Raw genomic sequence first — 26017 nt, 5'->3', positions numbered from 1 at the left:
GCCATGGTCAAGCTCAACAAGATTTACACGCGCACCGGCGATAACGGCACCACTGGCCTTGCCAGCGGCCCGCGTCGACTGAAGTCCGATCTGCGTGTGGAAGCCTATGGCACGGTGGATGAAGCCAATGCCTGCATCGGCATGGCGCGGATTCATACCGGCGAACATGCCGAAATCGACGCGATGCTCTCGCGCATCCAGAACGATCTATTCGATCTAGGAGCCGATCTTTCTACGCCTGATGACGGCAAGCCGCTGGCTTATGAACCGCTGCGCATCGTTGCGTCACAGGTCGCGCGCGTGGAAGCGGATATCGATGCTCTCAACGCCCATCTCCAGCCATTGCGCTCTTTCATTTTGCCGGGCGGCTCGGCGGCATCGGCAGCACTTCATCTGGCACGCACGGTTTCGCGACGCGCGGAGCGCCTGATGGTGGCGCTGGCGAAGATCGAGGGCGAAGTGGTGTCGCCGGAGGCGCTTCAGTATATCAACCGCCTCTCGGATTTTCTCTTCGTCGCCTCCCGCGCCGTCAATGATAACGGCGCGAAAGACGTGCTCTGGGTGCCGGGACAGAACAGATAGTCAGACCCCTCGCTTGTTGCCCCAGATCAGCACATGCAACTGGGGCAGCACATGCGCTTCGAACCAGCGGTCTGCTATCACCGTGTCCACCAGCCATTCCATGCGGCGCATGATGCCGTCGATGTCGATCGATGCGTCGTCCGCTTCGGGCGGTGGCGGCGTGTGATTGCCGGGCTGGAGATAGATCGGCAGATGAGCATGAAGCGCCGAGACATGCTTTGCGAAGGCATAATCGGTTTCATCGAAGACCACGAATTTCAGCACCACACGCGGCTTCGGCCCCGCCGCTTCGACACAGGCCGCCAGCGCATCGGGTTCGAATTCCATCCCGCTTGACGGCGGCTTCGGGCTGAGCACCAGCGTGTCCAGTGTGGAAAACCAGTCTTTAGCGATAGAACCTTGGGTTTCCAGCGCAAAGCGATAGCCCTCCGCCTTGCCATGGGCGATGAGAGGTCCGAGCGGTTGTATGGCCGGATTGCCGCCCGAAAGTGACACTGTTAAAGGTCGATTTCCGGAAAGTGTCGTCACTTCGTCCCATATGGCTTCGACACCCATCGGCTTCCATTCATGGCGAAAGCGGCTTTCAACCGCGTGCAGGCTGTCGCACCATACGCAACGATAGTCACAGCCGCCTGTACGCACGAAGACAGTCGGCTCGCCGATGAGCACGCCTTCGCCTTGAATGGTTGGGCCGAAAATCTCGCTGATGCGGATTTCGGATGCCTGCTTCATGGTTTTACACTTGGGCGATATTCCGCCCATGTCTTTGGCGTTTCGCTCACTCGCACGGCGGATATTTCCGGCCAGCGTGCGCGGCACCAGTCGAAAAAGTGCTTTGCCAGCGTTTCGGCTGTGGTGTGCCCATGGCCCAGCACATCGTTGAGATGCCGGTGATCGAACGCGTCATCGATATAGCGCTTGAACGGCGCCAGCTCGTGATAGTCACGCACGAAGCCATGTCCGTCGAGATCAGCGGCGGAAAGCTCGACTTCAACGATGTAATTATGGCCATGCAGGCGCGCGCATTGATGATCGGCAGGAAGTCCGGTCAACTGGTGTGAGGCGGAGAAGTGAAACTCCTTGGTGATGCGAAACATCAGGCGTTCCTCCGCTCAACGGCTTCACGCCAAAAATCGGCATCCTCATAGACAGTCGGGTCATTGACGCCTGCGAGGTGAAATGCCTCGCGACGCTCCACGCAGGTGCCGCAGCGGCCGCAGTGCTGCTCGCCGCCCTTGTAGCAGGACCATGTCGCCTCGAAAGGTGTGCTGTGTTTCGTCCCATCGGTGACGATATCGGCCTTGGATGCATGCACATAGGGTGCGAGCAGCTTAATATCGGCGTAGCCGTCCAGCGCATGGTTCTGCATGATCTGGAAGGCATCGATGAAGCCGGGGCGGCAATCGGGATAGATGAAATGATCACCACCATGGACAGCCAGCGCCACAGCATCCGCCTTTTGTGCGGCAGCCACACCAAAGGCGATGGCCAGCATGATGGCGTTGCGATTGGGTACGACGGTGATCTTCATCGTCTCTTCGGCATAGTGACCATCGGGAACGTCGACATCGTCGGTCAGCGCCGAGCCTGTGAGGCTGGCGCCGATGGTGCGGATATCGATGATCTGGTGTGGCACGCCGAGCCGTTCGGCGCAGGCTCTGGCCGAATCCAGCTCCTTTTTGTGCCGCTGGCCATAATCGAAAGAGAGAAGGGCAGTGAGTTCATGTTCCGCTGCGATTCTATGCGCAAGCGAAACGGAGTCGAGTCCGCCGGAGCAGACGACAAGCGTTTTCATAGTCAGGGTTCCTTGTTTTGACCGGGTAGGCTGCGACCGGTTAGTGCGGGCGTGTCGTAAAGCAGGATGACGTCTTTGTAAACGCCATGGACGAGGGAGCAAAAGACATCACAGAAGGCCTCTCAAGGGATGTCGCAATCTGAGAATGAAGTTCTGCCGGAATAAATGGATATTAATCGATATAGATTGCCGAGGCTGATTGACGTGCACGTCAGGCGTCTTTACGTTTCCCGCCGATTTCTAATAGGAAGCGCTATAGCTGAACGGCTTGTTACAGTGCTTTTTTCGGAGCCGCTTCTGTGTCAGGTTCCCGTCGGAATTTGGCATGCGGGCGGTGTTTCATGGCGGCATAGTCGTGCCGTAGGATTCATTGAAGAGGTGGTCGCGGATGAAAGTCCTTGTCGCAGTAAAACGTGTCGTCGATTACAACGTAAAGATCCGTGTCAAGGGCGACGGATCTGGCGTTGAGCTTTCGAATGTGAAGATGTCGATGAACCCGTTCGACGAGATTGCGGTTGAAGAGGCGATCCGCCTGAAGGAAGCTGGCAAGGTCACGGAGATTGTGGCTGTTTCGGTTGGCCCGGCACAGGCGCAGGAAACACTGCGCACAGCCCTTGCCATGGGCGCGGACCGCGCCATTCTGGTGAAGACCGACGAGACGGTCGAGCCGCTCGGCGTCGCCAAGGTCTTGAAGGGCGTTGTCGATGCAGAAAAGCCGGACCTCGTCTTCCTCGGCAAGCAGGCGATTGACGACGATGCCAACCAGACCGGCCAGATGCTGTCGGCGCTCCTCAACTGGAGCCAGGCAACCTTTGCCTCGAAAGTGGAACTGGGTGACGGTTCGGCCAAGGTAACGCGTGAAGTGGATGGCGGTCTGCAGACCATCGATGTGAAGCTTCCGGCGATTGTCACGGTCGATCTTCGTTTGAACCAGCCACGCTATGCATCGCTGCCGAATATCATGAAAGCGAAGAAGAAGCCGCTGGACGAGAAGTCGCCTGCCGATTTCGGTGCCGATATCACGGCGCGCCTGAAGGTCCTGAAGACCGAAGAACCGGGTGGCCGCAAGGCTGGCGTCAAGGTTGGTTCAGTCTCTGAACTGGTCGAGAAGCTTAAAGCCGACGGCATCATCTAAGAAATCGGAAGGGACGAGATAAATGGCTATTCTTCTTATTGCCGAACATGACAATGCAACCCTTTCGGACCAGACGGCAAAGGCGCTGACGGCGGCCGCCCAGATCGGCGGCGATGTCGATATTCTGGTTGCTGGCAAGGGTGCAAAGGCGGCAGCCGATGCAGCCGCCAAGCTGAAAGGCGTGCGCAAGGTTCTGCTGGCTGAAAGCGATGCGCTGGAAAACCGTCTGGCCGAGCCGACGGCAGCACTCATCGTGGCACTTGCCGCCAATTACGACACGATCATCGCCGCAGCGACGACCTCGGCCAAGAACATCCTGCCGCGCGTTGCAGCCCTTCTCGATGTGATGCAGTTGTCGGAAATCATGGAAGTCGTATCGGCAGATACGTTCAAGCGTCCGATCTATGCGGGCAATGCGATCCAGACCGTGCAGTCCACCGACGCCAAGAAGGTGATCACGGTGCGCACGGCCTCTTTCCAGGCCACCGGCGATGGTGGTTCGGCTGCGGTTGAAAGTGCAACCGTGCCTGCCGATCCGGCCCTGTCGAGCTTTGTTGGCAATGCGCTGTCGGCTTCGGATCGTCCGGAACTGACCTCGGCCAAGATCATCATCTCGGGTGGTCGTGCACTTGGTTCGGCTGAAAAGTTCCAGGAAGTGATCCTGCCGGTTGCCGACAAGCTCGGTGCGGCGGTTGGCGCCAGCCGTGCAGCAGTCGATGCGGGCTATGCGCCGAACGACTGGCAGGTTGGCCAGACGGGCAAGGTGGTTGCACCGGAGCTTTACATCGCTGTCGGCATCTCTGGCGCGATCCAGCATCTGGCAGGCATGAAAGACTCACGCGTCATCGTCGCCATCAATAAGGACGAAGAAGCGCCGATCTTCCAGGTTGCCGATTACGGCCTCGTCGGTGATCTCTTCACCGTGCTGCCGGAGCTGCAGAAGGCTCTTTGATTTTTTGCGAAGCGGCGGGCCAGTCTCGCCGCTTCGTCATTTTGCGACCCGCCCCAGTCGGAGACCAAGGCCCTTGGCCTAATCTCGCGTTTGGGGCGGGTTCTTTGTAATGAGCAAGAATTTTGGATTGCATTTTAGGCGGACAGCCTATCATCTGCTGGATGAGCCTTATGCAATTCAAAGCGCAGTTTTGCGCTTGCTGTAAAAAAGACATGCTCGACAGGCCCCATTGGGGAGGATGAAGGAGTTACTACGGTGGCAATCAAGACGGTTGGTATAGTCGGCGCGGGTCAGATGGGTGGCGGCATCGCCCATGTCTGCGCTCTGGCAGGTTTTAGTGTGCTTTTGCACGACGCTGCGCCGGACCGGCTGGAAAAGGGCATTGCCACCATCAACGGCAATATGGCGCGTCAGGTTTCTTCGGGCAAATTGCAGGAAGAAGAGCGCGCAGGTGCCATGAAGCTGATCCGCGCAGCAAACTCCATGGAAGACCTTGCAGGCGTCGATCTGGCCATTGAAGCGGCGACGGAAGACGAAACCGTCAAGCGCAAGATTTTCGCGCAGCTCTGCCCGATCCTGAACCCGCAAGCCATTCTGGCGACCAACACGTCGTCGATCTCCATCACGCGGCTTGCCTCTACGACGGATCGTCCGGAGCGTTTCATCGGTATTCACTTCATGAACCCGGTGCCGGTGATGAAGCTTGTAGAGCTGGTTCGCGGCATAGCCACTGACGAGGATACATTCCGCAAGTCGAAGGATTTCGTGCAGGCGCTCGGCAAGACGGTTACGGTCGCCGAGGATTTCCCGGCATTCATCGTCAACCGTATCCTGCTGCCGATGATCAATGAGGCGATCTATACGCTTTATGAAGGCGTAGGCAGCGTCGAAGCCATCGATACCGCCATGAAGCTTGGTGCAAACCATCCGATGGGACCATTGCAGCTTGCAGACTTCATCGGTCTCGACACTTGCCTTTCAATTATGCAGGTGCTGCATGACGGTCTCGCGGATTCCAAATACCGCCCGTGCCCGCTGCTGGTCAAATATGTCGAAGCAGGCTGGCTTGGACGCAAGACGGGCCGCGGCTTCTACGATTATCGCGGCGAGCATCCGGTGCCAACGCGCTGATAGCGCCATATCCGCACAATCTAAAAGCCGGCTTCGACCGGCTTTTTTTGTGAGAATTTTCAACTGTGACAAGTTTCAGGCAGCTGTGGAAAACCTGAATATCGTTACCATTAACTTACCGTTAACGGTGCCGGTTTAGCACTTATTCATCTTTGATCGTTAAAGTTTTCATTAAGATGTTCGGAAGTGAAGATTACTTCACAAGCTCACATTGAGCGCAGTGAACATCCTTTCGAACATGATTTAGATGAAGGTGAAAGCGATGAGCATTCTTGTTCAGTTGCGTGACAGCGTTAATGTCATCCGCGAGTTCGTCGCACCGAGCTACCGGCCCGAGCGCCATTACATGCGCGGACCCGGCCCGGCTTGCGAAGCACGCACGCGCCACTAAAGCACGGCTCCCGAAAGTGGGAACCGGTTTCGGGATAAAGACGTGCGTAAAAACAAAAGCTTAAAGCGTTTCGCCCGAAAATAATTGAACGCGACACGCTTTAAGGTGTCTCTCCCAAGACATGGTGGAAAGAAGTAAAGCCAGAACGGTCACCCGCTCTGGCTTTTTGCTTCTCTGAATTCAGGCTTCAATACAGCCGACTATTCCAGACCTTCAAACAGCGCCGTAGAGAGATAGCGCTCTGCAAAGGAAGGAATGATGATGACAATGTTCTTGCCAGCATTTTCCGGACGCTTGCCGACTTCGATCGCAGCGGAGAGCGCCGCGCCGGACGAGATGCCGACCGGAATGCCTTCGATACGGGCGATCAGGCGTGCATTGGCAAAGGAATCCTCGTTGGAAACCTGCACGACTTCATCGTAGATACCGGTGTCGAGCGTCTTCGGTGCGAAGCCAGCACCAATGCCCTGGATCTTGTGCGGGCCGGGCGTGCCGCCGGACAGGACAGGGGAATCCTTCGGCTCGACGGCGATCACTTTGAACGACGGCTTGCGCGCCTTGATCACCTGACCGACGCCGGTGATGGTGCCACCAGTGCCGATGCCGGAAATCAGAATATCGGCTTCGCCATTGGTGTCGTTCCAGATTTCCTCCGCCGTCGTGCGGCGATGAATTTCCGGATTGGCAGGGTTTTCAAACTGCTGCGGAATGATGGCGTTCGGGTTGCCCTCGGCAATTTCCTCAGCCTTGGCGATCGCGCCTTTCATGCCTTTCGCGCCTTCGGTCAGCACCAGTTCGGCACCGAGCAGCTTGAGCAGCTTGCGGCGTTCCACCGACATGGTTTCCGGCATGGTCAGCACAAGGCGGTAGCCTTTGGCTGCTGCGGCAAATGCAAGCGCGATGCCGGTATTGCCGGAGGTCGGTTCGACGAAAACCGTCTTGCCGGGCACAGCCTTGCCTTGTTCCTCAAGCGCCTCGATGAGTGCTAGACCGATGCGGTCCTTCACACTTGCCAGCGGATTGAAGAATTCCAGCTTCACGAGAAGGTTCGCGACAACGCCGTTTTCCTTGGCAAATTTATCAATGCGCACAAGCGGCGTGTTGCCGATTGTTTCCAGAATCGAGCCGTAAACGCGGCCGCGTCCTGCAGTTTCGTTGCTCTTCGAGCCAAGGGGCTTGTTCATAGCGTAATCTCCCTTCATGTTGCGCAAAGTTTAAGAGTAAACAGCGCAAAAGCATAGCTGGACATGTGCGCTTGATGCATCATGTTTAGAATTATATTCTATATAATCGTATTTTTTAAAAGTGAATTCCATCATAATTGGGGGTGGGCGTATTAGCTTATCTGGAAGGTTATTGATCCGCGTCAATGCATTGGCTTGGGTAAGGCGCGCATAATTAAGCTATCAGGCAACCAGGAGATCGAGAGATGTACAAGAATATTCTGATCGCGACCGACGGGTCGGAACTCGCTGAAAAGGGTGTCGATCAGGGCGTGGAACTGGCCAAGGAAACGGGTGCGAAAGTGACTTTCGTCTCGGTGACCGAGCTTCTGCCGTCCTATGGCATCGTCGTTGCGGCAGAATGGGCATCGAGCCCGGTTGCGTTTCAGGAATATCGCGAAGCAATCACCAAGGCTGCGACGAAGATTTTGACCGCAGCCAAGGACAAGGCGAAAGCCGCAGGCGTGACCGCTGAAGCGGTGCATGTCGAAAACCAGTCGCCCGCGCAAGGCATTGTGGAAGCTGCGAAATCTCATGGCAGCGATCTGATCATCATTTCCTCGCATGGCCGTCGCGGCGTGAACAAACTCCTGCTTGGCAGCCAGGCGGCAGAAGTCCTGTCGCTCAGCACTGTGCCTGTGCTGGTGATCAAGTAATAGGCAGCTATTTGTTTTCTGTCGGGTGTTTTTCACGGGTTCAGCGATTACCCGTGAGAGGCAAACAACGAAAGAAGATTGCCGATGACCTCTGTTAAGCTCCTCTTGTCCGCCTATCTGGTTGGGCAAGAGGAGTTTGGCTTTTCAGGAGGTCTGCATGACTGCGCCGCGCCCTTACAAGACCCACTTGGGCAACCACCTGCTTCATCCCGAAACACAAATGCTGAATTACGGCTATGACCCGGAACTTTCCGAAGGCGCGGTCAAGCCACCCGTTTTTCTGACTTCAACCTTCGTTTTCAAGACCGCCGAGGATGGGCGCGATTTCTTCGATTTCGTTTCCGGCCGCAAGGAGCCGCCTGCCGGTGTGGGCGCGGGACTGGTCTATTCACGCTTCAATCATCCCAACAGCGAGATCGTTGAAGATCGTCTGGCGGTCTATGAGGGCGCGGAAAGTTCGGCGCTGTTTTCGTCTGGCATGTCGGCGATCGCGACCACGCTTTTTGCCTTTGCGCGCCCCGGCGACGTCATCCTGCATTCGCAACCGCTTTATGGCGGTACCGAAACGCTGTTGGCCAAGACGTTCTTGAATTTCGGCGTGGAAGCCGTGGCCTTCGCCGATGGCGTGCATGAAGCGGCAATCGAAAAGGCGGCGGAGGAAGCCTTGGCCAAGGGGCGCGTTTCGGTCATCCTGATCGAAACACCGGCCAATCCGACCAATAGTCTGGTCGATATAGCGGCCATACGGCGTGTCGCGGAAAAGATCGAACAGCGGCAGGGACATCGTCCGATCATTGCCTGTGACAACACCTTGCTGGGACCGGTTTTCCAGAAGCCGCTCGATCATGGCGCGGATCTGTCGGTCTATTCGCTGACCAAATATGTCGGCGGCCATTCCGATTTGATTGCGGGCGCAGTGCTCGGCGCCAAATCCATTGTCCGGCAGGTGAAGGCGTTACGCGGCGCCATCGGCACGCAGCTCGATCCGCATTCCTGCTGGATGCTCGGACGCTCGCTGGAAACGCTTGGCCTGCGTATGGAGCGCGCAGACAGCAATGCACGGGCGATTGCAGAATTCCTGCGTGACCACCCCAAGGTCGAAAAGCTGCATTATCTGCCATTTGTGGATGAGAATTCCGATGTCGGCGCGTTGTTCAAGCGGCAATGCACGGGCGCTGGCTCCACATTCTCCTTCGACATCAAAGGCGGGCAGGCGGCAGCGTTTCGCTTCCTCAATGCACTTCAGATTTTGAAGCTTGCCGTCAGTCTTGGCGGTACGGAATCGCTTGCGAGCCACCCGGCCGCGATGACCCATTCCGGGGTTCCGATTGAAGTACGCGAGCGCATAGGTGTGCTGGAGTCGACCATCCGCCTGTCCATCGGCATTGAGCATCCAGACGATCTGATTGCCGATCTCGCTCAGGCGCTGGAAGCAGCATAATCTGGTGGCACGAATCAAAACCGAGGGCCGTGAGGAGCGGCCCCGGTTTTCAGCAATGCATTCAAACAGGAAGCGACCATGCCCATCATACCGTTCATTGAGGAGAAGGCCGGCGAGATGCGCGCGGTTTTCGAGGACTTGCATCGTCATCCCGAAATCGGCTTTGAGGAAAAGCATGCTTCGGGCGTGGTTGCTGACCTTTTGGGGCAATGGGGTTTCGATGAAGTTCACACCGATATCGCGACGACCGGGGTTGTCGGTATATTGAAGGGACGTCAGGCTGGCAATCGCCGTATCGGTCTGCGTGCCGATATGGACGCTCTGCCAATCGATGAAATCTCCGGTGTGCCCTATACATCGCAAAATCCGGGCCGCATGCATGCCTGCGGCCATGACGGGCACACGACGATGCTGCTGGGTGCTGCGCAATATCTGGCGGCGACCCGCAATTTTGAAGGCAGCGCGGTTTTCGTCTTTCAGCCTGCGGAAGAGGGGTTGGGCGGTGCGCGCCGCATGATCGCGGAAGGACTGTTCGAACGTTTCCCGTGTGATGAAATCTACGGCATGCACAATCAGCCTTTGGGAACGCTTGGCAAAGCGGTCATCCGCAAGGGTGCGGCCATGGCAGGCGCCAGCTTCTTTGATATCAAGCTGACCGGCAAAGGCAGTCATGCCGCACAGCCGCATAATTCACGCGATGTGTTGGTGATCGGCGCCGATCTGGTCGGTCAGTTGCAGACCATCGTCTCGCGCAATGTTCCGCCGACCGAGGCTTGCGTGGTCTCCTGCACGCAGTTTCACACGGGCAGCGCCTATAATATCGTGCCGGAAGTGGCGACGATCACCGGCACCATCCGCTATTTCGAGAAGCGCGTCTGTGAGCTTGCCGAAAGCCGCTTGCGTGAAATATGCGCTGGTGTCGCTGCCGGTTACGGCGTGACGGTGGATGTCGATCTTCGCAATGTATTCGATGTCCTGCGTAACGACCATGATCTGTCGGACGCCTATATGGCGGCGGCGCGCGATGTGCTTGGCGAAGCCAATGTCAGCGATGATGCCCCTGCTGCCATGGGCAGTGAGGATTTCGCCGATATGCTGGCGCGTGTGCCGGGGGCCTATATCAACGTACAGCACGCTGGCAAGGCTGCACTTCACAATCCCGCCTTTACGCTCGATCCTGCGACCCTGCCTATCGGTTCGTCGATCTATGCGCGTATCGTAGAAACCCGGCTGCCAATGGACCGCGAACAAGCCGCATAACGGCGAGATCCCGGCCTAATGGCGATAATCGATTTCCGATAGCAGCTCCTGAAATTGCGGGGCTGTGTTCGTCGCAGACCAGCTGCCGCTATTGCCGAGGCTGCGGAACGTTGCTCCGGCAGCCAAAGCTATTTCGTTCGGCAGTTTCGCATCGGCCAGCATTTCTGACAGCGCTTCCATTTCTTCCGCGCGGCGCAGGATATGGCGTGGGTAAGTCGGCACCAGCTTGGCGAGATCGGATAGCGTGCCGCCCAGATGATGGTCTATCAGCTCAAACAGCGGATCGGTCACACCGAAGGCATTGGCAGTGTTGGCCGTCTCGAACAATGCTGCCGCTACAGTTTTGTTGAACCCGGCAAATGCCATTTTGAAAACCGATGCCCGCGTGATTTCTTCGCCAAGCGAGATGACGGGCAACAAGCCTTCAAACAACGTCTCAAGAGGTTTTGTGTCTGGTCCACTGGCATAAATGCGGCCTTCGTCACCGAGATGCGATGCGCGACCAATGATGCAGGCATTGCAGAAAGGAAGCGAAGCATTGCCGAAAGCCGCGTCCAGATGCTCGGCATCGGCGGGTGTCTTGGCATTCATATCGACGAAAAGTGGCGCGGCTCCTTGTTCGCGGCAGGCCGCGATTGCTTGTTCGGCGACGTCAATGACTGCCGATGGCGGCACAAGCGACAGCACCAAATCGCTTTCAGCAACGGCGGAAGCTATGTCGTCGCGCAATTCGACGCCGATTGACTGGGCGGACTTTTGCGTTTGTTCGCTGCGACCGCCCATCGGGCTTATCACTTTATGTCCAGCGGAAATCAGCAATTTGGCAAAAGCGCCACCCATATCGCCGGGATAGAGAAGAGTAATCGTGGACATCATGAGCCTCCTGAGGGTTTTCTGACTTCCGGCGTGGCCTTGCGCACCGTACTGGCGCCAAACAATGCCAGCCCGCCGAGAACGGAAATGACGGCATAAATCTCGAAAGCGAACGTATAGCTGCCCGTCATGTCGAACAGCAGTGCCGCCAGCATCGGCCCGCCGATGCCGGAGATCATCACCATGGGTGTAACTACCCCCATGATGGCGCCCTGGTTCTTGCGACCGAACAGCGAGGCCAACAGAAACGGCATCATCATGATGAGCCCGCCTGCCGACAAGCCGCTGAGGATGCCGTATCCGAGTTGCAGGTGCCAGATACTGTCTGCATTGATGAACAGGATCAGCCCGATCGCCTGCATTGCGGAAAGACCGAGGATCACCAAACGGGTCGGGAAGTGATCGGCAATAAAGCCAGTGAGCAATTTTCCCAGAATGGCGCAGATACTGTAGGTCATGATTACGCTGCCTGCTTCGGCCGTACTGAACCCCAGCGATTGCGCTGCAGGGATCTTGTGCAGCAAGGCGCCCTTCAGAACAAAGTCGGTCAGATTCCAGCCAATCATCAGAAACCAGAAACCCGGCGAACGCATCGCGTCTCCAACGGTCAGATCGGGGCCGGTATCAGTCGTTCTGGTTGCGGCATTCGCACTGTCCGGGTCTTCGCCGAACGGCTTGAGCCCCATGTCCGCAGGTTCGCGGCGCAGGACGAAGACTGCCAGCGGCACCAGAATGAGAACCGGCAGGAAGCCGAGAACGAACCAGGTTGAGCGCCAGTCGGAAATAGACAGAAGCCATATGATCAGGAGTGACATCAATATGCCGCCGAGATTGGCGCCTGACGAAACCAAACCGGTCGCCCGACCGCGTTGCGCTGAAAACCACTTGGCGATGAGCGGAAACACCAATGCGTTGGAGAGGCCCGCAACGCCTATGCCACCGATGACGCCAAAGGTGAGCGCGAATTGCCAGAAGGTCTGCGCGACAGATGTCAGGCAGAAGGACAGGCCGACAAGAACCGCGCCGATGATAATGACGGTTCTAGGGCCTCGCTGGTCCACCCACCGACCGACAAGGGGAGCGGATAATCCGGCGACGAGTTCCCGGAAGGCGATCACTCCGGTGATCTGCGTATTGGACCAGCCAAGCTCTTCACGCGCCGGATTGATGATGAACCCCATCGTCTGGAAGCCGATACCGGCGCGGATGCATGAGATGGCGAGGCAGGCCAGGGCAATGTACCAGGCATAATGAATGTGACTTGATTTACGCATGTTAGACGGCCCTCGGAAACAACGAGATGGGTCTTTAAAAGCGGCGAAATATGTGGGTCGCGGCGAAAAAAAGCGTAGCGCTTCCTTGCCAATGCTGAGGCATCGGTTCGTTTGGCTCTTCGATTTGATAGTTAAATCAGAGGACGCAGGCGTCGTGCCGCTACAAAATACAGGGGTGCAACATGGCTGCACCCCTGCGCGTTGTCGACAATGTCCAGACGGTTATTGCGTTGTGAAGTCTAGGCATTCAAGCTCTCCTGTCCGAAGTGTTCGTTCGTCGAGCCCCCTAAACGACAATGCTTCAAGCGTTCTCGGCGTCGTCCTTTTCCATTCTGGAAAGTGCGGACATCTTCTTCGCAGAAGCGGGCGCTACCATCGGATAATCGGACGGGAGGTTCCATTTCCGTCGATAAGCATCAGGTGTCAGCCCGAAGCGGCTCATCAAGGCGCGCTTGAGCGTCTTGTAGCGGCGGCCATCTTCCAGACAGATGATGTAATCCTCGAAGATCGATTCCTTGGGGTCAACCGAGGGTGTTGCAGGAGCTTCTTTGGGAGAAAAGCTCGATCCACCAGATAAACCACCAATACATTGACAGACATCCGTGATAACATTCAGTAGTTCTTCAGACGTCATCTGATTTTTATTCACATATGAAGTGATAATATTATTAGCTAGCTTCACATGCAGAATTCTATTTCCATTGGTATATTCTTTAGCTGCATTTTCCATAATACATCGCCAGATTGGAGGGATTATACTTTTTAAGATTTTATAGGTCGGTGGGAAGTTCGATAGGCTCGAGTCCGTCACCTCAATTCCTAAACTTCCTAGTCAAGTATTATCTTATTTGACTTTACAGTAAAGTAAAAATTAACATTACGTAATGTAGGGATCTACGAAATATGGCGGGTTCAGCGTGAAGCTTGAGGGGGCGTTTTGGCGGCCGGCAGCGTTTCCGATCTGCCTCAATCAGATCGAATACAAAGCTGGTTCAAGCGCGTGAAAGCGCCATCTGCCGGTCGGACCGACAACGGCGCGATGTCCTCTAACGGATGCGTTTGATGGCTTGATCAACCGGATCGGGTTGAGGCCGATCAGCAAAAAATCTCAAATTTGTAGATTAAATGGTGCGGGTGGTCGGAATCGAACCGACACTCCTTTCGGAACCGGATTTTGAGTCCGGCGCGTCTACCAGTTCCACCACACCCGCACAGGTCTGCCGAAGCAGTTTGATATGGTCCAGAATGGACAGCGGGTTGGGATATACCGGCTAAACGAAACAACGTCAATTGCCCATAAGCGCAGGTTTTAGCGGGGAATGTCGATTGTTCCGAGCGGTCTGTTCAAAGCCGCCAAGGAGCGGAGCGATGCGGGCGGTCGACATGTTCGAATTGGAGCATGGGCAGTATGATATCAGGAAACGACCAGCATACCGCCTTGTCGTGTCATATACATGGCGCACTGTCTGGTCATCGCCACAATAAACCCCAGCTGGAAAACGCCGTGCGTTTTCACAGGCAGTACTATCGCAAAGCTGTCAGCCGCAAACTTGGAACGCCTTGCGATCTGATTGAATCAGATAGACGCTCTCACCGTTTGTTTGACGCACATCTTATCCGAAAACCGTTTCACACTTCTCGGGATGTGCTCCAGCCGGTTCGTTATGGCCTATCTATGACGCAGACCGTGTTCAACCACGTTCCACACCACGACGACCGCAACAAAGCCGAGCAGGATGTAATCCAGCGTGCTGATATAGTGTAAATATTCCATAGCGCATCTCCTTCCCATGGGATGGCGCGATGGCGGTTGCGAACCAGACGAAAGCCGGTCCTGATTGTTATGACCCGGAACGCTTCGCACCTCTTGCGAGGTTGGAAATGCACCGGTGCGGACCTCCTCTTCCGCCTGTCATGCGCTCTCCCGGGAAGGATGATAACACGCCGGGAAAGCTTTCACAAACTGTTGATCTTGCCCGCTATTTCGATAGCAGGCAAAGCATCGTTCTAGCTGCGATCCGTGATGCTGCGAATGCGGTTGCGCACGATGCGCGCGAGATTGCGGGTACGCTGATAGAGATGGATTTGCGACGCCGCCTGACGCGCAAGTCTGTCTGCACCGGGGTTCAGACCGACGACCAAGGTCTCGATGGTCTCGCGCTCCTGGAAGAGGCGCGTCATCACTGGATGGTCCGGCACGGCGCAGGAGTCTGTTCTGAGAATATTCGGATCGTTCAGGTGGCTTTTCGCAACTTCGATCATGAGAAGAACGCCGGGCGAGAAAGGTTGAAGGCTTTCGTCATAGGCGGTTTTCCATGTCCAGGCTTCACCGGCGACGGTAAAGACGGTCAGGATAGCGATAACGCGCCCATCCAGCTCCAGCGTATGGATACGCACGCAATCGCGTTCGGCGAGATTGTTGACCGCCTCACGCGCAAAGGCGGCACGGAAACGGTCCACCGCCATAGCGGTGCCGCGTTTTCCTTTCCAGCCATTGGCTTCCAGTGAAAGGAAATGTTCGAAAGACTGCCGCACTTCATCGGGCGTGCGATAGATGCGGTGGGCGAGTTCACCTTTTTCGGCAAGACGCCGCCACAGGCGCTGATAATCGCGGCGATGGTGGGCGCCGATGGCCTGTTGGATGTAGCTGTCACCGTCGAGATCGCTTTTGAGGAACGGGCGCTCTTTCTGTTCGATGGCGACGACTGGCAGTTGCCGGCCGACTGCGACCGAACGGATGAGTTTTGCCGCAGCGCCATTGGCGCGCATTTCGGGCAGAACCAGCACATGGGGCAGTTTGAGGTGGTCGCGTGCCAGAATGTCGAACAGGTCTTCCACCACGCCGACAGGGTCGTCATGGTCGATCAGCGGTGTGCCCTGCGGCCCGAAAGGCGTTGACCAGGCACGGATAACCGGTGTGGACAGCGGAAGGCCGGGGCGCTCGATCGTATAGGGCATTACGAAGCGCAGGCGGCTGCGGATTTCGTTTTCGTCACGCATGACCATGAAGCGGACTTCGCGATCTTCCAGCCGCGGCATGGCGGGAGCCAGAAAACGGGCGTTGAAGAATACATTCGGCTCGATGGTCCGGTTGCTCAGATGATCCAGCTCGTCGCGCAGTTCGAAGCCCGCCGCCGCACCGTAGATCGCCAGCTTGCGCGGGATATCGCGGCTGTGAAGGCTTTCCTCCAGCTTCTTGGCAGCATCCATTGCGGAAGCTGTATCGGACAGTTCCGAAACGATGCGGGCTGCGTTTCCGCCTGCGGATTCTTCAAGCAAAGGTTTTGCGGCCATTACAAAATACCCTCCGGGCTATTGTCTCGATCTCGGGGGATGAGAATGAACATAGCGATATGCATGGTGCGAGAAACGGCTGTCGAAAGCAGGGCTGCTTCCATCAGCATGGCGATGGCTGTCGAAATGGCGGCGCCGGTCAGGCCGAAGCGTGGGATAAGCACCAGATTGAGAATGACATTCACAGCAAGTGTTGCGGCATAGAGCAGGGCGCAGATGTTCTGCTTGCCCGACATGTTGAGAAGACTCTCCGCCGGTCCCACACTGGCGCGGGCTATCACGCCGATGATCAGGATGAACAGAAGCGGGTAGCCTGCCGTGAAAGCTGGGCCGAACAGGCGCAGCAGCGGATATCCGGCCATCAGGATGACGATACCGAGAACGAGTGTGGGCCAGAAGGTCCAGCGAACCGAGGCCTGCGCAAAACTCGCAAATTCTCTGCGGTCACCGCTGTGCAACAGATCGGAATAACGCTGCGCCACGCTGGCCTTCACCGCGAAATAGACGAAATGGGCGAGCGCCATGATCTTCGTGGCAGCGAAATAGATTGCCACATTTTCAGGATCCATCTCGCGACCGACCATCAGAACATCGACATTGATCAGCAGAAAGAAAAAGCCCTCAACGAGGAAGATCGGCAGGGCGACTGTCATCCATTCACGCAGGCGCTGGTCGCGCATTGCGGTTGGAATGTCCTTTTGCAGTGAGCGATCGACCGTGAAAAACTGTCCAACGGTGGTGATCCACGTTGCGGCAATCGATACGGAAAGCGCGGTTGCGGCCGTCGATGGCAAGCCTGAGACATGCGCCACGATCATGAACAGAAGCACGAGGAGCGGACGCACGATATAGCTTGGCGTCAGCGCCAGGGTGACCCAGGTACGCGAACGGGCAATGCCGTCCAGCATATTGCCGAGCGTGATCATCGGCAGGCAGACGAAACCCAGAATGAATGGCACGAGATAATAGCTGGCGACCTGATCCTTCAGCAGCCAGAGCGTAAGCGAGCCGATCAGTGCAATAATCGTTGCCGAGGCAAAGGCAAATGCGCGTCCGGTGAAGAGAATGCCGCGTACCAGACCGAACATCTGGCGCTGAACATATTCCGGCACATAGCGAATAATCGTCGTGTGCAGGCCAAAGCAGGCGAGATCGCCGATGATGATCATCGTCAGCCAGACAAGAACGAAGATTCCATATTCAAATTCACCCATCCAGCGGGCAAGGATAACTTGCGACAGGAGCGCAATGGCGGCGCTGGCCACGCGAACCGAAAAGGCTGCAAGGGATGCACGCTGCGCTGCGGCCTGCGGACCGCTGTCGGTCAGCACAGAATCCAGCCGCTCCGTCATAGGACGAAGCCTGGCCGCGATGGTGCCGGGTAAAAACCGGCTCGCTGCTTCAGCTGCCGAAAACCACACGTCTTTGCCAACCCTGTTATGCGCCGCCCTTATGAATGAGCGTTTCGCTTGTTTGCGCCGAGATTTTCCCGGTCTTTGTGTCTGTCTTTCTCGCACGTCCTATCCGAAATCTGTTTCAGGTTTTTCGGGACATGTTCGAATTCTTGCATCAGCCTGATGAGAGACCGATGACCGGACATTAGATGGGAGTCCTTTAAAAAGGGAAAAAGGAAAAATCCAGCGAAAGATTTGGCGCGGAAAATGCCGGAATGGTGAGTATTTCCTGAATCCCGAGAATATATGCTTACTGTCTAATTAAAGCATCTGCTTAAAGATGGCAAAACAGGTTTATCTGTCGCTATGGGCGCAGGCCAGTATTCTTGTCTGGCCACAGAAAGCGCCATGAGAATTTGCCGTGTTGCTGCACCGGTCCTTGCACCTGCGGGTGGGGTACAAAGAAAAACCCCGGCGTGATAAGCGCCGGGGTTTCTGTCATTCGCCTTATTCGAAAGCACCGTGACAGTGCTTGTATTTCTTGCCCGATCCGCATGGGCAGGCCTCGTTGCGGCTGACCTTGCCCCATGTGCGGGGATCGGCTGGATCGCGGTCGGCTGCCGGGACAACACGTTCATCGTGCTGATGATCGGTCCAGGCGGCATCGTCGAAATCGTTCTGCCCCGTTGTCTCGTCGATGTGACGACCGTGCATGACCGGCAGTTCCGGCTCCTGCGGTGCTTCGCGGACAATTTCAACGCGCATCAGCTGCGAGATGACCACTTCGCGCAGATTGGCCAGCATGGACTGGAACAGCTCGAAGGCTTCAGTCTTGTACTCGTTCAGAGGGTCGCGCTGGGCATAGCCGCGGAAGCCGACAACCGAGCGCAGATGGTCGAGGTTGACCAGATGCTCGCGCCACAGATTGTCGAGCGACTGCATGATGACCGACTTTTCAACATAGGTCATGATCTGCGGTCCGAAGCGTTCGGCACGGTCGGCAGCAGCCTTGTCGGCGGCTTCCTTGATGCGGTTCTCGAACTCTTCTTCGGCGATGCCTTCTTCCTTTGCCCATTCCTCGACCGGCAGATCGAGGTTGAGCTTGGTGGCGACATCTTCCTTCAGGCCGGCAATATCCCACTTTTCCGCATAGGCGTCCTTGGGGATACGCAGGGCGACGATATCCTCGATAACCTCATGACGCATTTCTGCGACCGTTTCGGTCAGGTCCGGCTCGTCCATCATTTCCAGACGCTGTTCGAAGATCACCTTGCGCTGATCGTTCATCACGTCGTCGTACTTGAGCAGGTTCTTACGAATTTCGAAGTTGCGTGCTTCGACCTTCTTTTGAGCCTTTTCGAGCGCCTTGTTGATCCACGGATGGACGATGGCCTCGTCTTCCTTGAGACCGAGCTTCTGCAGCATGCCGTCCATACGGTCGGAACCGAAGATGCGCATCAGGTCGTCCTGCAGCGACAGGAAGAACTTGGAACGGCCCGGATCGCCCTGACGACCGGAACGACCGCGCAGCTGATTGTCGATACGGCGGCTTTCGTGGCGCTCGGTAGCGAGAACATAGAGCCCGCCTGCGGCGAGCGCCTTTTCTTTCAGCTGTGCGATATCGGCCTTGATCTCGGCGATCTTGGCGTCGCGTTCCGGACCTTCCGGCATTTCCGCCAGTTCCTCGCGAACGCGCATTTCCAGATTGCCGCCGAGCTGGATGTCAGTACCGCGACCCGCCATGTTGGTGGCGATGGTGACAGTGCCCGGCACACCGGCCTGCGCAATAATGTAAGCTTCCTGCTCGTGATAGCGGGCGTTCAGGACCTGGAAGTCCTTGATGCCTTCCTTGCGCAGACGCTCGGCCAGAAGTTCCGACTTTTCAATCGATGTCGTGCCGACGAGGATCGGCTGGCCCTTTTCGTGCGATGCACGAATATCGCGAACGATGGCTTTGTATTTTTCTTCGACGGTGCGGTAAACCTCGTCGTCCTCGTCGATACGCTGCACAGGCAGGTTGGTCGGGATTTCGAGAACTTCGAGACCGTAAATATTGCCGAACTCTTCCGCTTCGGTCGCAGCCGTACCGGTCATGCCGGAGAGCTTGTTATACATGCGGAAATAGTTCTGGAAGGTGATCGAGGCCAGCGTCTGGTTTTCCGGCTGGATCGTCACATGTTCCTTGGCTTCCAGCGCCTGGTGCAGGCCTTCCGAATAACGGCGGCCCGGCATCATGCGGCCGGTGAATTCGTCGATGATGACGATTTCGTCGTTACGGACGATATAGTCCTTGTCGCGCTGGAACAGCTTGTGAGCGCGCAGCGCATTGTTCAGATGGTGAACCACGGCGACATTCTCGATGTCGTAGAGGCTTTCACCCTTCAGATGACCTGCGGCTTCCAGAAGCTGCTCGACCTTTTCGGTGCCGACTTCGGTGAAGATGGCGGTCTTCTGCTTCTCATCGACTTCGTAATCTTCTTCTGCCAGCGGCGGAATGAACGTGTCGATGAGGTTGTAGAACTCCGAGCGATCTTCCAGCGGGCCGGAAATGATCAGCGGGGTGCGCGCTTCGTCGATGAGGATCGAATCCACTTCGTCGACGATGGCGTAGTTATGCGGGCGCTGCACCATCTGGGCGCGCTCATACTTCATGTTATCGCGCAGATAATCGAAGCCGAGTTCGTTATTGGTGCCGTAGGTGATGTCGCAGGCATAGGCCTCGCGACGCTCATCGTCGTCCAGACCGTGCTTGATAACGCCGACCGTCAGGCCGAGGAAATTGTAAAGACGACCCATCGTCTCCGCATCGCGGGTGGCGAGGTAGTCGTTGACCGTCACGACATGAACGCCCTTGCCCTCAATCGCATTGAGGTAGACGGGCAGGGTCGCCATCAGCGTCTTGCCTTCACCGGTGCGCATTTCAGCGATGCCGCGTTCATGCAGCACCATGCCGCCGATCAGCTGTACATCGAAGGGACGCATGCCCAATATGCGCTTGGCGGCTTCACGCGCGGTTGCAAAAGCGTCCGGCAGAATGGCGTCGAGCGTCTTTCCTTCAGCCAGTGCGGCGCGGAATTCGGCGGTCTTGGCCTGAAGCTGCTCATTGGTGAGCGTTTCGTAATTCTTCTCAAGCGCGGTAATTTGCTCCGCACGCTGACGCAGGGTCTTTACCTGGCGGTCGTTGGATGAACCGAATATCTTGCGGGCGAGGCCGCCAAAGCTGACCATCTCTGGTCCTTTCCTGTCCGTTCAGCCGGAAGCGCTTCCGGCAATGTCGAATGCTTTATTCACGCGTATTGAAACAAATGCAAGAAAAGTACACCGCTAAAGCAGCCCTTCAAGGCGCAATTTTGGCACAATTTCCCCCCGCCGCTCGCCGAGCGTCCAAACCCCGGCAGATTTGCAGGGTATCGCTGGAAACACTCTGGACGCAAAGCCGAAGGACAGATAAGTGGGGCTTAGGGCGATGTCAACGTTGCTCAACAGGCCGGAAATCCCGCTCTTTCGTGACAGGGTGGCGGTATCCGGGCCAAATTCCGCCGCATTCATCGGGCCGGTAAGCGGTCTCGAAGGAGAGAATCTCATATGAAAGCCATTCTCAAAGCCCCTTATCGCAAGGCTCTCGCTGTTCTTGCGGCATCCGTTGCCCTCGCAAGCCTCTCCGGCGCGGCCTCGTTCGCGCAGGACGCAGCGCCCAAGCCTGCGGATGCGGCACAGACTGCAGCCGCTCCGGCTGAAAAAGAAGATCCGGCAAAGGTTCTGGCAACTGTCAACGGCAAGGACATCACTGTCGGCGACGTTGATCAGGCCGCAGGCGATCTCGATCCGCAGTTTGCCCGTCTTCCCGCTGAACAGCGCCGTCTGGCAGCCCTGGCCGCACTGATCGACATCAAGGCGATGTCGGCTGAAGCGGAAAAGGAAAAGCTCGATCAGACCGACGAGTTCAAAGCCCGTCTGGCTTTCCTGCGTGAACGCGCCCTGCACAACGAATATTTCAAGGACGCCATCGTCGACAAGATCAGCGATGCCGATATTCGCGCTCGCTATGACAAGGAAATTGCCGCCATGCCGCCTCAGGTTGAGGTGCGTGCGCGTCACATTCTCGTGAAGACGAAGGAAGAAGCCGAAGCCATTATCAAGAAGCTCGCCGGTGGTGCGAAATTCGAAGATCTGGCCAAGGAAAGCTCCACGGACGGTTCCGCTGCCAATGGCGGCGATCTCGGCTATTTCACCGAAGGCCAGATGGTTCCGGAATTCGAAAAGGCTGCCTTTGCGCTCAAGCCTGGCGAATACACGAAGGAGCCGGTGCAGACCCAGTTCGGCTTCCACGTCATTCAGCTCGAAGACCGCCGCACCAAGCAGCCGCCTGCATTCGATCAGGTCAAGGAACAGATCCGTTCGATCATTCTGCGTGAGCGTTATGTCGAAACGGTCAAGAAGCTCCGCGATGCAATGAAGATCGACTACAAGGATCCGGCCGTCGAAAAGGCGATGAAGGATGCAGCCGCCGCACAGGATGCTGGCGAGACGGGTGACGCCCCTGAAGGCGACCAGCCGCAGCAGTAAACTTCTTAAGAACTCAAACGCCCCGGTCTTCCGGGGCGTTTTTCATTGTATCTGCGTTTTTGCTTGATTTTGTCCTGCAAACATTTCCAATGCGCCAGAATCAAGACTATCGATGAACCATCGAACCGAACATCCTGAACCGACCCTTTTGAGGCACTCATGTCTGCGTCCGTTTCTCCGCTCGCTCCAAAACATTACCCGTCCATGCCTGCCATCGACGGTGTGCGCATTGCTACTGCCGCTGCCGGTATCAAATATAAGGGCCGAACCGATGTGATGCTGATGGTGTTCGACCGTCCGGCAGAAGCCGCAGGTGTGTTCACCCGTTCGCTCTGCCCGTCTGCGCCGGTCGATTTTTGCCGCAAGAACCTCGTTCACGGCAAGGCGCGCGCTGTCGTGGTCAATTCGGGCAATGCCAATGCCTTTACCGGCGTGAAAGGCACGGCTGCAACCGAGGCGACCGCGGAAGCCGCCGCAAAGGCCGTTGGCTGCAGCACAACCGATGTGTTTCTGGCTTCGACCGGCGTGATCGGCGAGCCGCTCGATGCGAGCAAATTCTCTCATCTGCTCGGCGACATGAACAAGGACGCGGTCGAGGATTTCTGGACGGAAGCCGCCAAGGCCATCATGACCACGGACACCTATCCGAAGGTCGCCACCGAAACGGTGCTGCTGGGCAAGGTTCCCGTCACGATCAACGGCATCGCCAAGGGCGCTGGCATGATTGCGCCGGACATGGCGACCATGCTGTCATTCATTGTGACCGATGCGCCGATCAAGGCCGATGTGCTGCAAAGCCTGCTTTCAAAGGGCGCAAACAAGAGCTTCAACGCGGTGACTGTCGATAGCGACACCTCCACCTCCGACACGCTGATGCTGTTTGCAACCGGCGCTGCGGCTGGTCGCGGCGCGCCGAAGATCACGGATGTGTCCGACAAGCGCCTGAAGGAATTCAAGAAGGCGCTGAGGCGCGTTCTGAAGTCGCTGGCCTTGCAGGTCGTGCGCGACGGCGAAGGCGCACGCAAGATGATCGAAATCGAAGTGACGGGCGCCAAGTCGTCGGCATCGGCCAAGAAGATTGCGCTGTCCATTGCCAACTCGCCGCTGGTCAAGACCGCGGTGGCAGGTGAAGACGCCAACTGGGGTCGTGTTGTCATGGCTGTCGGCAAGGCAGGGGAACCGGCTGATCGCGACAAGCTCGCCATTTCGTTCGGCGATATCCGCGTTGCCTATCAGGGCGAGCGTGATCCTGCTTATTCCGAACAGGCAACCTCCGCCTATATGAAGGGCGAGGATATCCGCATCCATGTCGATCTTGGCATCGGTCGCGGTGAAGCCACCGTCTGGACCTGCGATCTCACCAAGGAATATGTGGCGATTAACGGCGATTATAGAAGTTAAACGGCTTCGCGCCGACCGATGTTGAAATGCTTTCAGGAATTCCGATGACCAAACCTAGTCTTGCCATTGTCCGCCAGCTTGAAGCCGTTGGCTTCCGCGCCTGGCCTGCCACGTCGGTTCATTACGACGGAACTTGGGCGATCCGCATGACGGCAGCGCATTCCTCCAAGCGTTTGAACTCGATTAATCCGCTCGATCCGGGCGACACGCGGGATATTCCAACCCGCGTGGAACTGGCGGCCCAGCGTTTTCGCGCTTATGGCCGTGTACCATGCTTCCGGCTTTCGCCGCTGGCACCCGTCGAGCTTGAGGATTATCTGGAAGGCCTCGGCTGGAAGCGCCAGGACGAAACCATCGTCATGACATGCAATCTGGCCGAGACCGACCTTTCCGGCGAGATCGACCAGATTCCGCTGAAAGACATTGGCCGTTTTGTCGATGCGTCGCTGTCCATTCACGAGCGCCCGGAAGATATGCGTCCCGGCATGTCTGAAATTCTGGACGGTATCCGTCCGAACAAGGGTATGTTCGTGCTGGAAGAAGGCGGACGTGCAGTGTCCGATGTGCTGTGCGTGCAGGATGGCGTCATGGCCGGATTGTTCGATGTCGGCACCTTGCCTGCCGCCCGTCGCAAAGGCTACGGCCACAGTATTGTCGGCTCGGCGCTTAAATGGGCAGCAAAGCTTGGCGCAAAGACGGCATGGCTACAGATCGAAGCGCAAAACGTCGCCGGTCTTGCGCTTTACGAACGTTTCGGCTTTCAGGAAGCCTATCGTTACGCTTATCGGGAGAGCAACGAGAAATGAGCGAAGTGAAGAGCCGTCGCATTCTTCTCGTGGCAGCCTGTGCGCTGGTGGATTCCGATGGGCGGGTGCTTCTGGCCCAACGCCCGGAAGGCAAGCAGCTTGCAGGCCTGTGGGAGTTTCCGGGCGGTAAGGTGGAGCCGGGCGAAACGCCTGAAGAGACGCTGATCCGTGAATTGCAGGAAGAAATCGGCATCACGACGAAGGTTGCCTGCCTCGCGCCTTTGACCTTTGCCAGCCACACTTATGATGATTTTCATCTGCTGATGCCGCTTTATGTCTGCCGCCGTTTCGAAGGCATTGCGCAGGGGCTGGAAGGGCAGGCGCTGAAATGGGTCCGCCCGAAGGATATGCGCGATTATCCGATGCCTCCGGCGGATGAACCCTTGATCCCGTTCCTCATCGACCTTCTATAGTTTTCGAAAATTCGGGCTGCTTATTAACAGCTGTGAAAAAGCTGACAATTTCTTACGATTAAGGCAGTCGGTTAATCTCTGATTCACTCCGTTGCGGCATTCTCGAATGGGAGCCGCTCCGGAGTTTAGTATCATGAGTTTCGACAACAATTATTTCAGTGCCGATCACAACGAATATGCGCCTACCTCTTTGACAAAAGCCGGGCGTGGTTTCCTGCGTCTTGTGTTGTTGTTCGGTTCCGCTGCAGCGGCGATGGCGCTGATTATTGTTCCGATCCTCAACGAGCAGGCAGCCAAGGTTGCGGCCCAGTCCGTTCTGCCCGCTGGCATCGACCGGACGATGACCGGCTCCATCAAGCGCGATGCAGGCAACCAGCCCCATGGTGGGGTTCAGACCTATACCGTGCGCAAAAGCGTGCTGCAGCCCAATCCGAGTTCGGTTTGCGTGATCGACGTTGACGGCAGCCATCGCGGCGATTGCTAATTACTCTTCTTCCGCTTTTTTCAGCGCATCGGCCAGCGACGCCTTGGCCGAGCCGGGCTTGAGCGGCTTTTGCTGCGATTCATGCGGCGCCCAGCCTGACAGCCAGATGATCGAGAATGTCGCGCGGATGCGCCCATCGGGGTCGCTGAAACGTTCGGCGTAGATTTCCGCCGCCCGCAAGAACAGTCGTTTCGATACCGGACGGCGCGAGCGGTCGCGCACGATGTTCTGCATGCCCATGGCGCGCAAATCTGCCATCAGGTTGAAGAGCGAATCATAGCGCACCGTCACGTTTTCCACGTCCGTCACCGGCAGTGCAAAGCCGGCGCGCTGCAACAGACCGCCGACATCGCGCACATCCGCAAACGGAAAAACGCGTGGCGATGCGCCGCCGGTTAGTTCGATTTCGGCCTGCAACAGGCTTTCACGCAATTCGCCGAGTGTGCCGCTGCCGCTGAGCGCCGCCAGAAAAAGTCCGTCAGGCTTCAATGCGCGGGCAATCTGCACCATGGCGCCCGGCGTGTCATTGGTGGCGTGCAGCGCCATCAGCGATACGATGAGATCGGCACTGCCCGGTTTGATCGGCAGCAGTTCCTCGTCGCCGACGACGGCAGGAAACGGACCTTTCAGGAAATCCGCATCGCGCTCGACGCGCAAAATGGTGTCTGCCTTACCGGAGAGCGCAATGGCCTCTGCTGCAAGACCGTTATGGCCCGCCAGATCGATGGCCACCGGAAAGCGGCGCTCCACAGTGTCCAGACGGTCGGCAAGATCTTCGGCCACGCGCCGCAACAGAAAATCGGCACCCGGTTCAGCACGCCGGAAAGCACGGCGGCGAAAGGCAAGCTGTAGATCGCGGTCGAAGATCGCGCTTTCGGGGGCAGGCATGGAATCCGTCTTTTCTTTTGCTACGCGGCGTATAGTGTAATTTTGGGCATAGATGCAT

The 26017-nt window shown here is 57.0% G+C and carries 24 protein-coding genes and 1 tRNA gene; 13 read left to right on the top strand and 12 right to left on the bottom strand.

The window, feature by feature from the left end; genetic code table 11:
* Positions 1-3 precede the first annotated feature (3 nt).
* A complete protein-coding gene (locus FHW03_RS00190) occupies positions 4-582 on the top strand; it encodes a cob(I)yrinic acid a,c-diamide adenosyltransferase (RefSeq protein WP_182518840.1) in 579 nt (192 codons plus the stop codon).
* Here FHW03_RS00190 and queE read toward each other — a convergent pair whose 3' ends face one another.
* From queE to queC, 3 genes are read right to left on the bottom strand one after another with little or no spacing between them, the layout of a single operon-like run.
* Positions 583-1314 (bottom strand): 7-carboxy-7-deazaguanine synthase QueE, encoded by a 732-nt coding sequence (gene queE, locus FHW03_RS00185; RefSeq protein WP_182518839.1) that lies wholly within the window; start codon positions 1312-1314, stop codon positions 583-585.
* The gene (gene queD, locus FHW03_RS00180; RefSeq protein WP_182518838.1) at positions 1311-1679 is read right to left on the bottom strand and encodes a 6-carboxytetrahydropterin synthase QueD; all 369 of its coding nucleotides are present in this window, start codon (positions 1677-1679) and stop codon (positions 1311-1313) included. Before queD ends, queE begins: the two co-directional genes overlap by 4 nt.
* Complete coding sequence (gene queC, locus FHW03_RS00175; RefSeq protein WP_182518837.1) at positions 1679-2377, bottom strand: 7-cyano-7-deazaguanine synthase QueC; 699 nt, start codon at positions 2375-2377, stop codon at positions 1679-1681. The genes queD and queC overlap by 1 nt, the downstream gene beginning before the upstream one ends.
* A gap of 388 nt (positions 2378-2765) precedes the next feature.
* On the opposite strand from queC, the gene FHW03_RS00170 reads away from it, so the two are divergent.
* From FHW03_RS00170 to FHW03_RS25995, 4 genes are all read left to right on the top strand, one after another.
* Positions 2766-3512: an electron transfer flavoprotein subunit beta/FixA family protein gene (locus FHW03_RS00170; protein WP_182518836.1), complete on the top strand. Its 747-nt coding sequence runs from the start codon at positions 2766-2768 to the stop codon at positions 3510-3512.
* A 22-nt stretch (positions 3513-3534) separates the two neighbouring features.
* Complete coding sequence (locus FHW03_RS00165) at positions 3535-4464, top strand: electron transfer flavoprotein subunit alpha/FixB family protein (protein WP_182518835.1); 930 nt, start codon at positions 3535-3537, stop codon at positions 4462-4464.
* Between the two features lie 255 nt (positions 4465-4719).
* The gene (locus FHW03_RS00160; protein WP_182518834.1) at positions 4720-5595 is read left to right on the top strand and encodes a 3-hydroxybutyryl-CoA dehydrogenase; all 876 of its coding nucleotides are present in this window, start codon (positions 4720-4722) and stop codon (positions 5593-5595) included.
* 262 nt (positions 5596-5857) lie between these two features.
* A complete protein-coding gene (locus tag FHW03_RS25995) occupies positions 5858-5986 on the top strand; it encodes a hypothetical protein (protein ID WP_268898867.1) in 129 nt (42 codons plus the stop codon).
* Between the two features lie 200 nt (positions 5987-6186).
* Here the strand turns inward: FHW03_RS25995 and cysK are convergent, their stop codons facing one another.
* Positions 6187-7170 (bottom strand): cysteine synthase A, encoded by a 984-nt coding sequence (cysK, locus tag FHW03_RS00155; protein ID WP_182518833.1) that lies wholly within the window; start codon positions 7168-7170, stop codon positions 6187-6189.
* Between the two features lie 245 nt (positions 7171-7415).
* Here cysK and FHW03_RS00150 point away from each other — a divergent pair, with 245 nt between their 5' ends.
* The 3 genes from FHW03_RS00150 to FHW03_RS00140 all read left to right on the top strand — a co-directional run bounded on the left by FHW03_RS00150 (position 7416) and on the right by FHW03_RS00140 (position 10566).
* Complete coding sequence (locus FHW03_RS00150; RefSeq protein ID WP_182518832.1) at positions 7416-7865, top strand: universal stress protein; 450 nt, start codon at positions 7416-7418, stop codon at positions 7863-7865.
* A 157-nt stretch (positions 7866-8022) separates the two neighbouring features.
* Positions 8023-9306, top strand: coding sequence for a cystathionine gamma-synthase family protein (locus FHW03_RS00145; protein ID WP_182518831.1), 1284 nt, complete (start codon positions 8023-8025; stop codon positions 9304-9306).
* Positions 9307-9384: 78 nt separating this feature from the next.
* Positions 9385-10566 carry a M20 aminoacylase family protein gene (locus FHW03_RS00140; protein WP_182518830.1) on the top strand — a complete coding sequence of 394 codons (1182 nt, stop codon included), beginning with the start codon at positions 9385-9387 and terminating at the stop codon, positions 10564-10566.
* A gap of 15 nt (positions 10567-10581) precedes the next feature.
* Here the strand turns inward: FHW03_RS00140 and FHW03_RS00135 are convergent, their stop codons facing one another.
* From FHW03_RS00135 to secA, 7 genes are all read right to left on the bottom strand, one after another.
* Positions 10582-11442, bottom strand: coding sequence for an NAD(P)-dependent oxidoreductase (locus FHW03_RS00135; RefSeq protein ID WP_182518829.1), 861 nt, complete (start codon positions 11440-11442; stop codon positions 10582-10584).
* Complete coding sequence (locus FHW03_RS00130; protein ID WP_182518828.1) at positions 11439-12713, bottom strand: MFS transporter; 1275 nt, start codon at positions 12711-12713, stop codon at positions 11439-11441. Before FHW03_RS00130 ends, FHW03_RS00135 begins: the two co-directional genes overlap by 4 nt.
* 301 nt (positions 12714-13014) lie before the next feature.
* Positions 13015-13443 carry a MucR family transcriptional regulator gene (locus FHW03_RS00125; RefSeq protein WP_182518827.1) on the bottom strand — a complete coding sequence of 143 codons (429 nt, stop codon included), beginning with the start codon at positions 13441-13443 and terminating at the stop codon, positions 13015-13017.
* A gap of 396 nt (positions 13444-13839) precedes the next feature.
* A tRNA-Leu gene (locus FHW03_RS00120) sits at positions 13840-13924 on the bottom strand.
* Between the two features lie 796 nt (positions 13925-14720).
* Complete coding sequence (bspF, locus tag FHW03_RS00115; RefSeq protein ID WP_182518826.1) at positions 14721-16007, bottom strand: type IV secretion system effector crotonyl transferase BspF; 1287 nt, start codon at positions 16005-16007, stop codon at positions 14721-14723.
* On the bottom strand, positions 16007-17359 hold the full coding sequence (locus FHW03_RS00110; protein WP_210277117.1) for a lipopolysaccharide biosynthesis protein: 1353 nt from the start codon (positions 17357-17359) through the stop codon (positions 16007-16009). Before FHW03_RS00110 ends, bspF begins: the two co-directional genes overlap by 1 nt.
* A 549-nt stretch (positions 17360-17908) precedes the next feature.
* A complete protein-coding gene (secA, locus tag FHW03_RS00105; RefSeq protein WP_182518824.1) occupies positions 17909-20629 on the bottom strand; it encodes a preprotein translocase subunit SecA in 2721 nt (906 codons plus the stop codon).
* 357 nt (positions 20630-20986) lie between these two features.
* Between secA and FHW03_RS00100 the strand changes: the two genes are divergently transcribed.
* From FHW03_RS00100 to FHW03_RS00080, 5 genes are all read left to right on the top strand, one after another.
* The gene (locus tag FHW03_RS00100) at positions 20987-21967 is read left to right on the top strand and encodes a peptidylprolyl isomerase (protein ID WP_182518823.1); all 981 of its coding nucleotides are present in this window, start codon (positions 20987-20989) and stop codon (positions 21965-21967) included.
* 159 nt (positions 21968-22126) lie between these two features.
* On the top strand, positions 22127-23368 hold the full coding sequence (gene argJ, locus FHW03_RS00095) for a bifunctional glutamate N-acetyltransferase/amino-acid acetyltransferase ArgJ (RefSeq protein ID WP_182518822.1): 1242 nt from the start codon (positions 22127-22129) through the stop codon (positions 23366-23368).
* A gap of 44 nt (positions 23369-23412) precedes the next feature.
* Positions 23413-24174, top strand: coding sequence for an N-acetyltransferase (locus tag FHW03_RS00090; RefSeq protein WP_182518821.1), 762 nt, complete (start codon positions 23413-23415; stop codon positions 24172-24174).
* Positions 24171-24587 carry an 8-oxo-dGTP diphosphatase MutT gene (gene mutT / locus FHW03_RS00085; RefSeq protein WP_182518820.1) on the top strand — a complete coding sequence of 139 codons (417 nt, stop codon included), beginning with the start codon at positions 24171-24173 and terminating at the stop codon, positions 24585-24587. Before FHW03_RS00090 ends, mutT begins: the two co-directional genes overlap by 4 nt.
* 133 nt (positions 24588-24720) lie before the next feature.
* A complete protein-coding gene (locus FHW03_RS00080) occupies positions 24721-25071 on the top strand; it encodes a hypothetical protein (protein WP_182518819.1) in 351 nt (116 codons plus the stop codon).
* On the opposite strand, the gene FHW03_RS00075 is transcribed toward FHW03_RS00080, so the two are convergent.
* Positions 25072-25959: a methyltransferase domain-containing protein gene (locus FHW03_RS00075; RefSeq protein WP_182518818.1), complete on the bottom strand. Its 888-nt coding sequence runs from the start codon at positions 25957-25959 to the stop codon at positions 25072-25074. It lies immediately after the preceding gene.
* Between the last annotated feature and the right edge of the window lie 58 nt (positions 25960-26017).

The organism is Ochrobactrum sp. RH2CCR150, from assembly GCA_014138095.1.
Taxonomy (GTDB): Bacteria; Pseudomonadota; Alphaproteobacteria; order Rhizobiales; family Rhizobiaceae; genus Brucella; species Brucella gambitense.
Note: the sequence above shows the minus strand (reverse complement) of the source record. Positions and strands in the feature narration are given on the sequence as shown.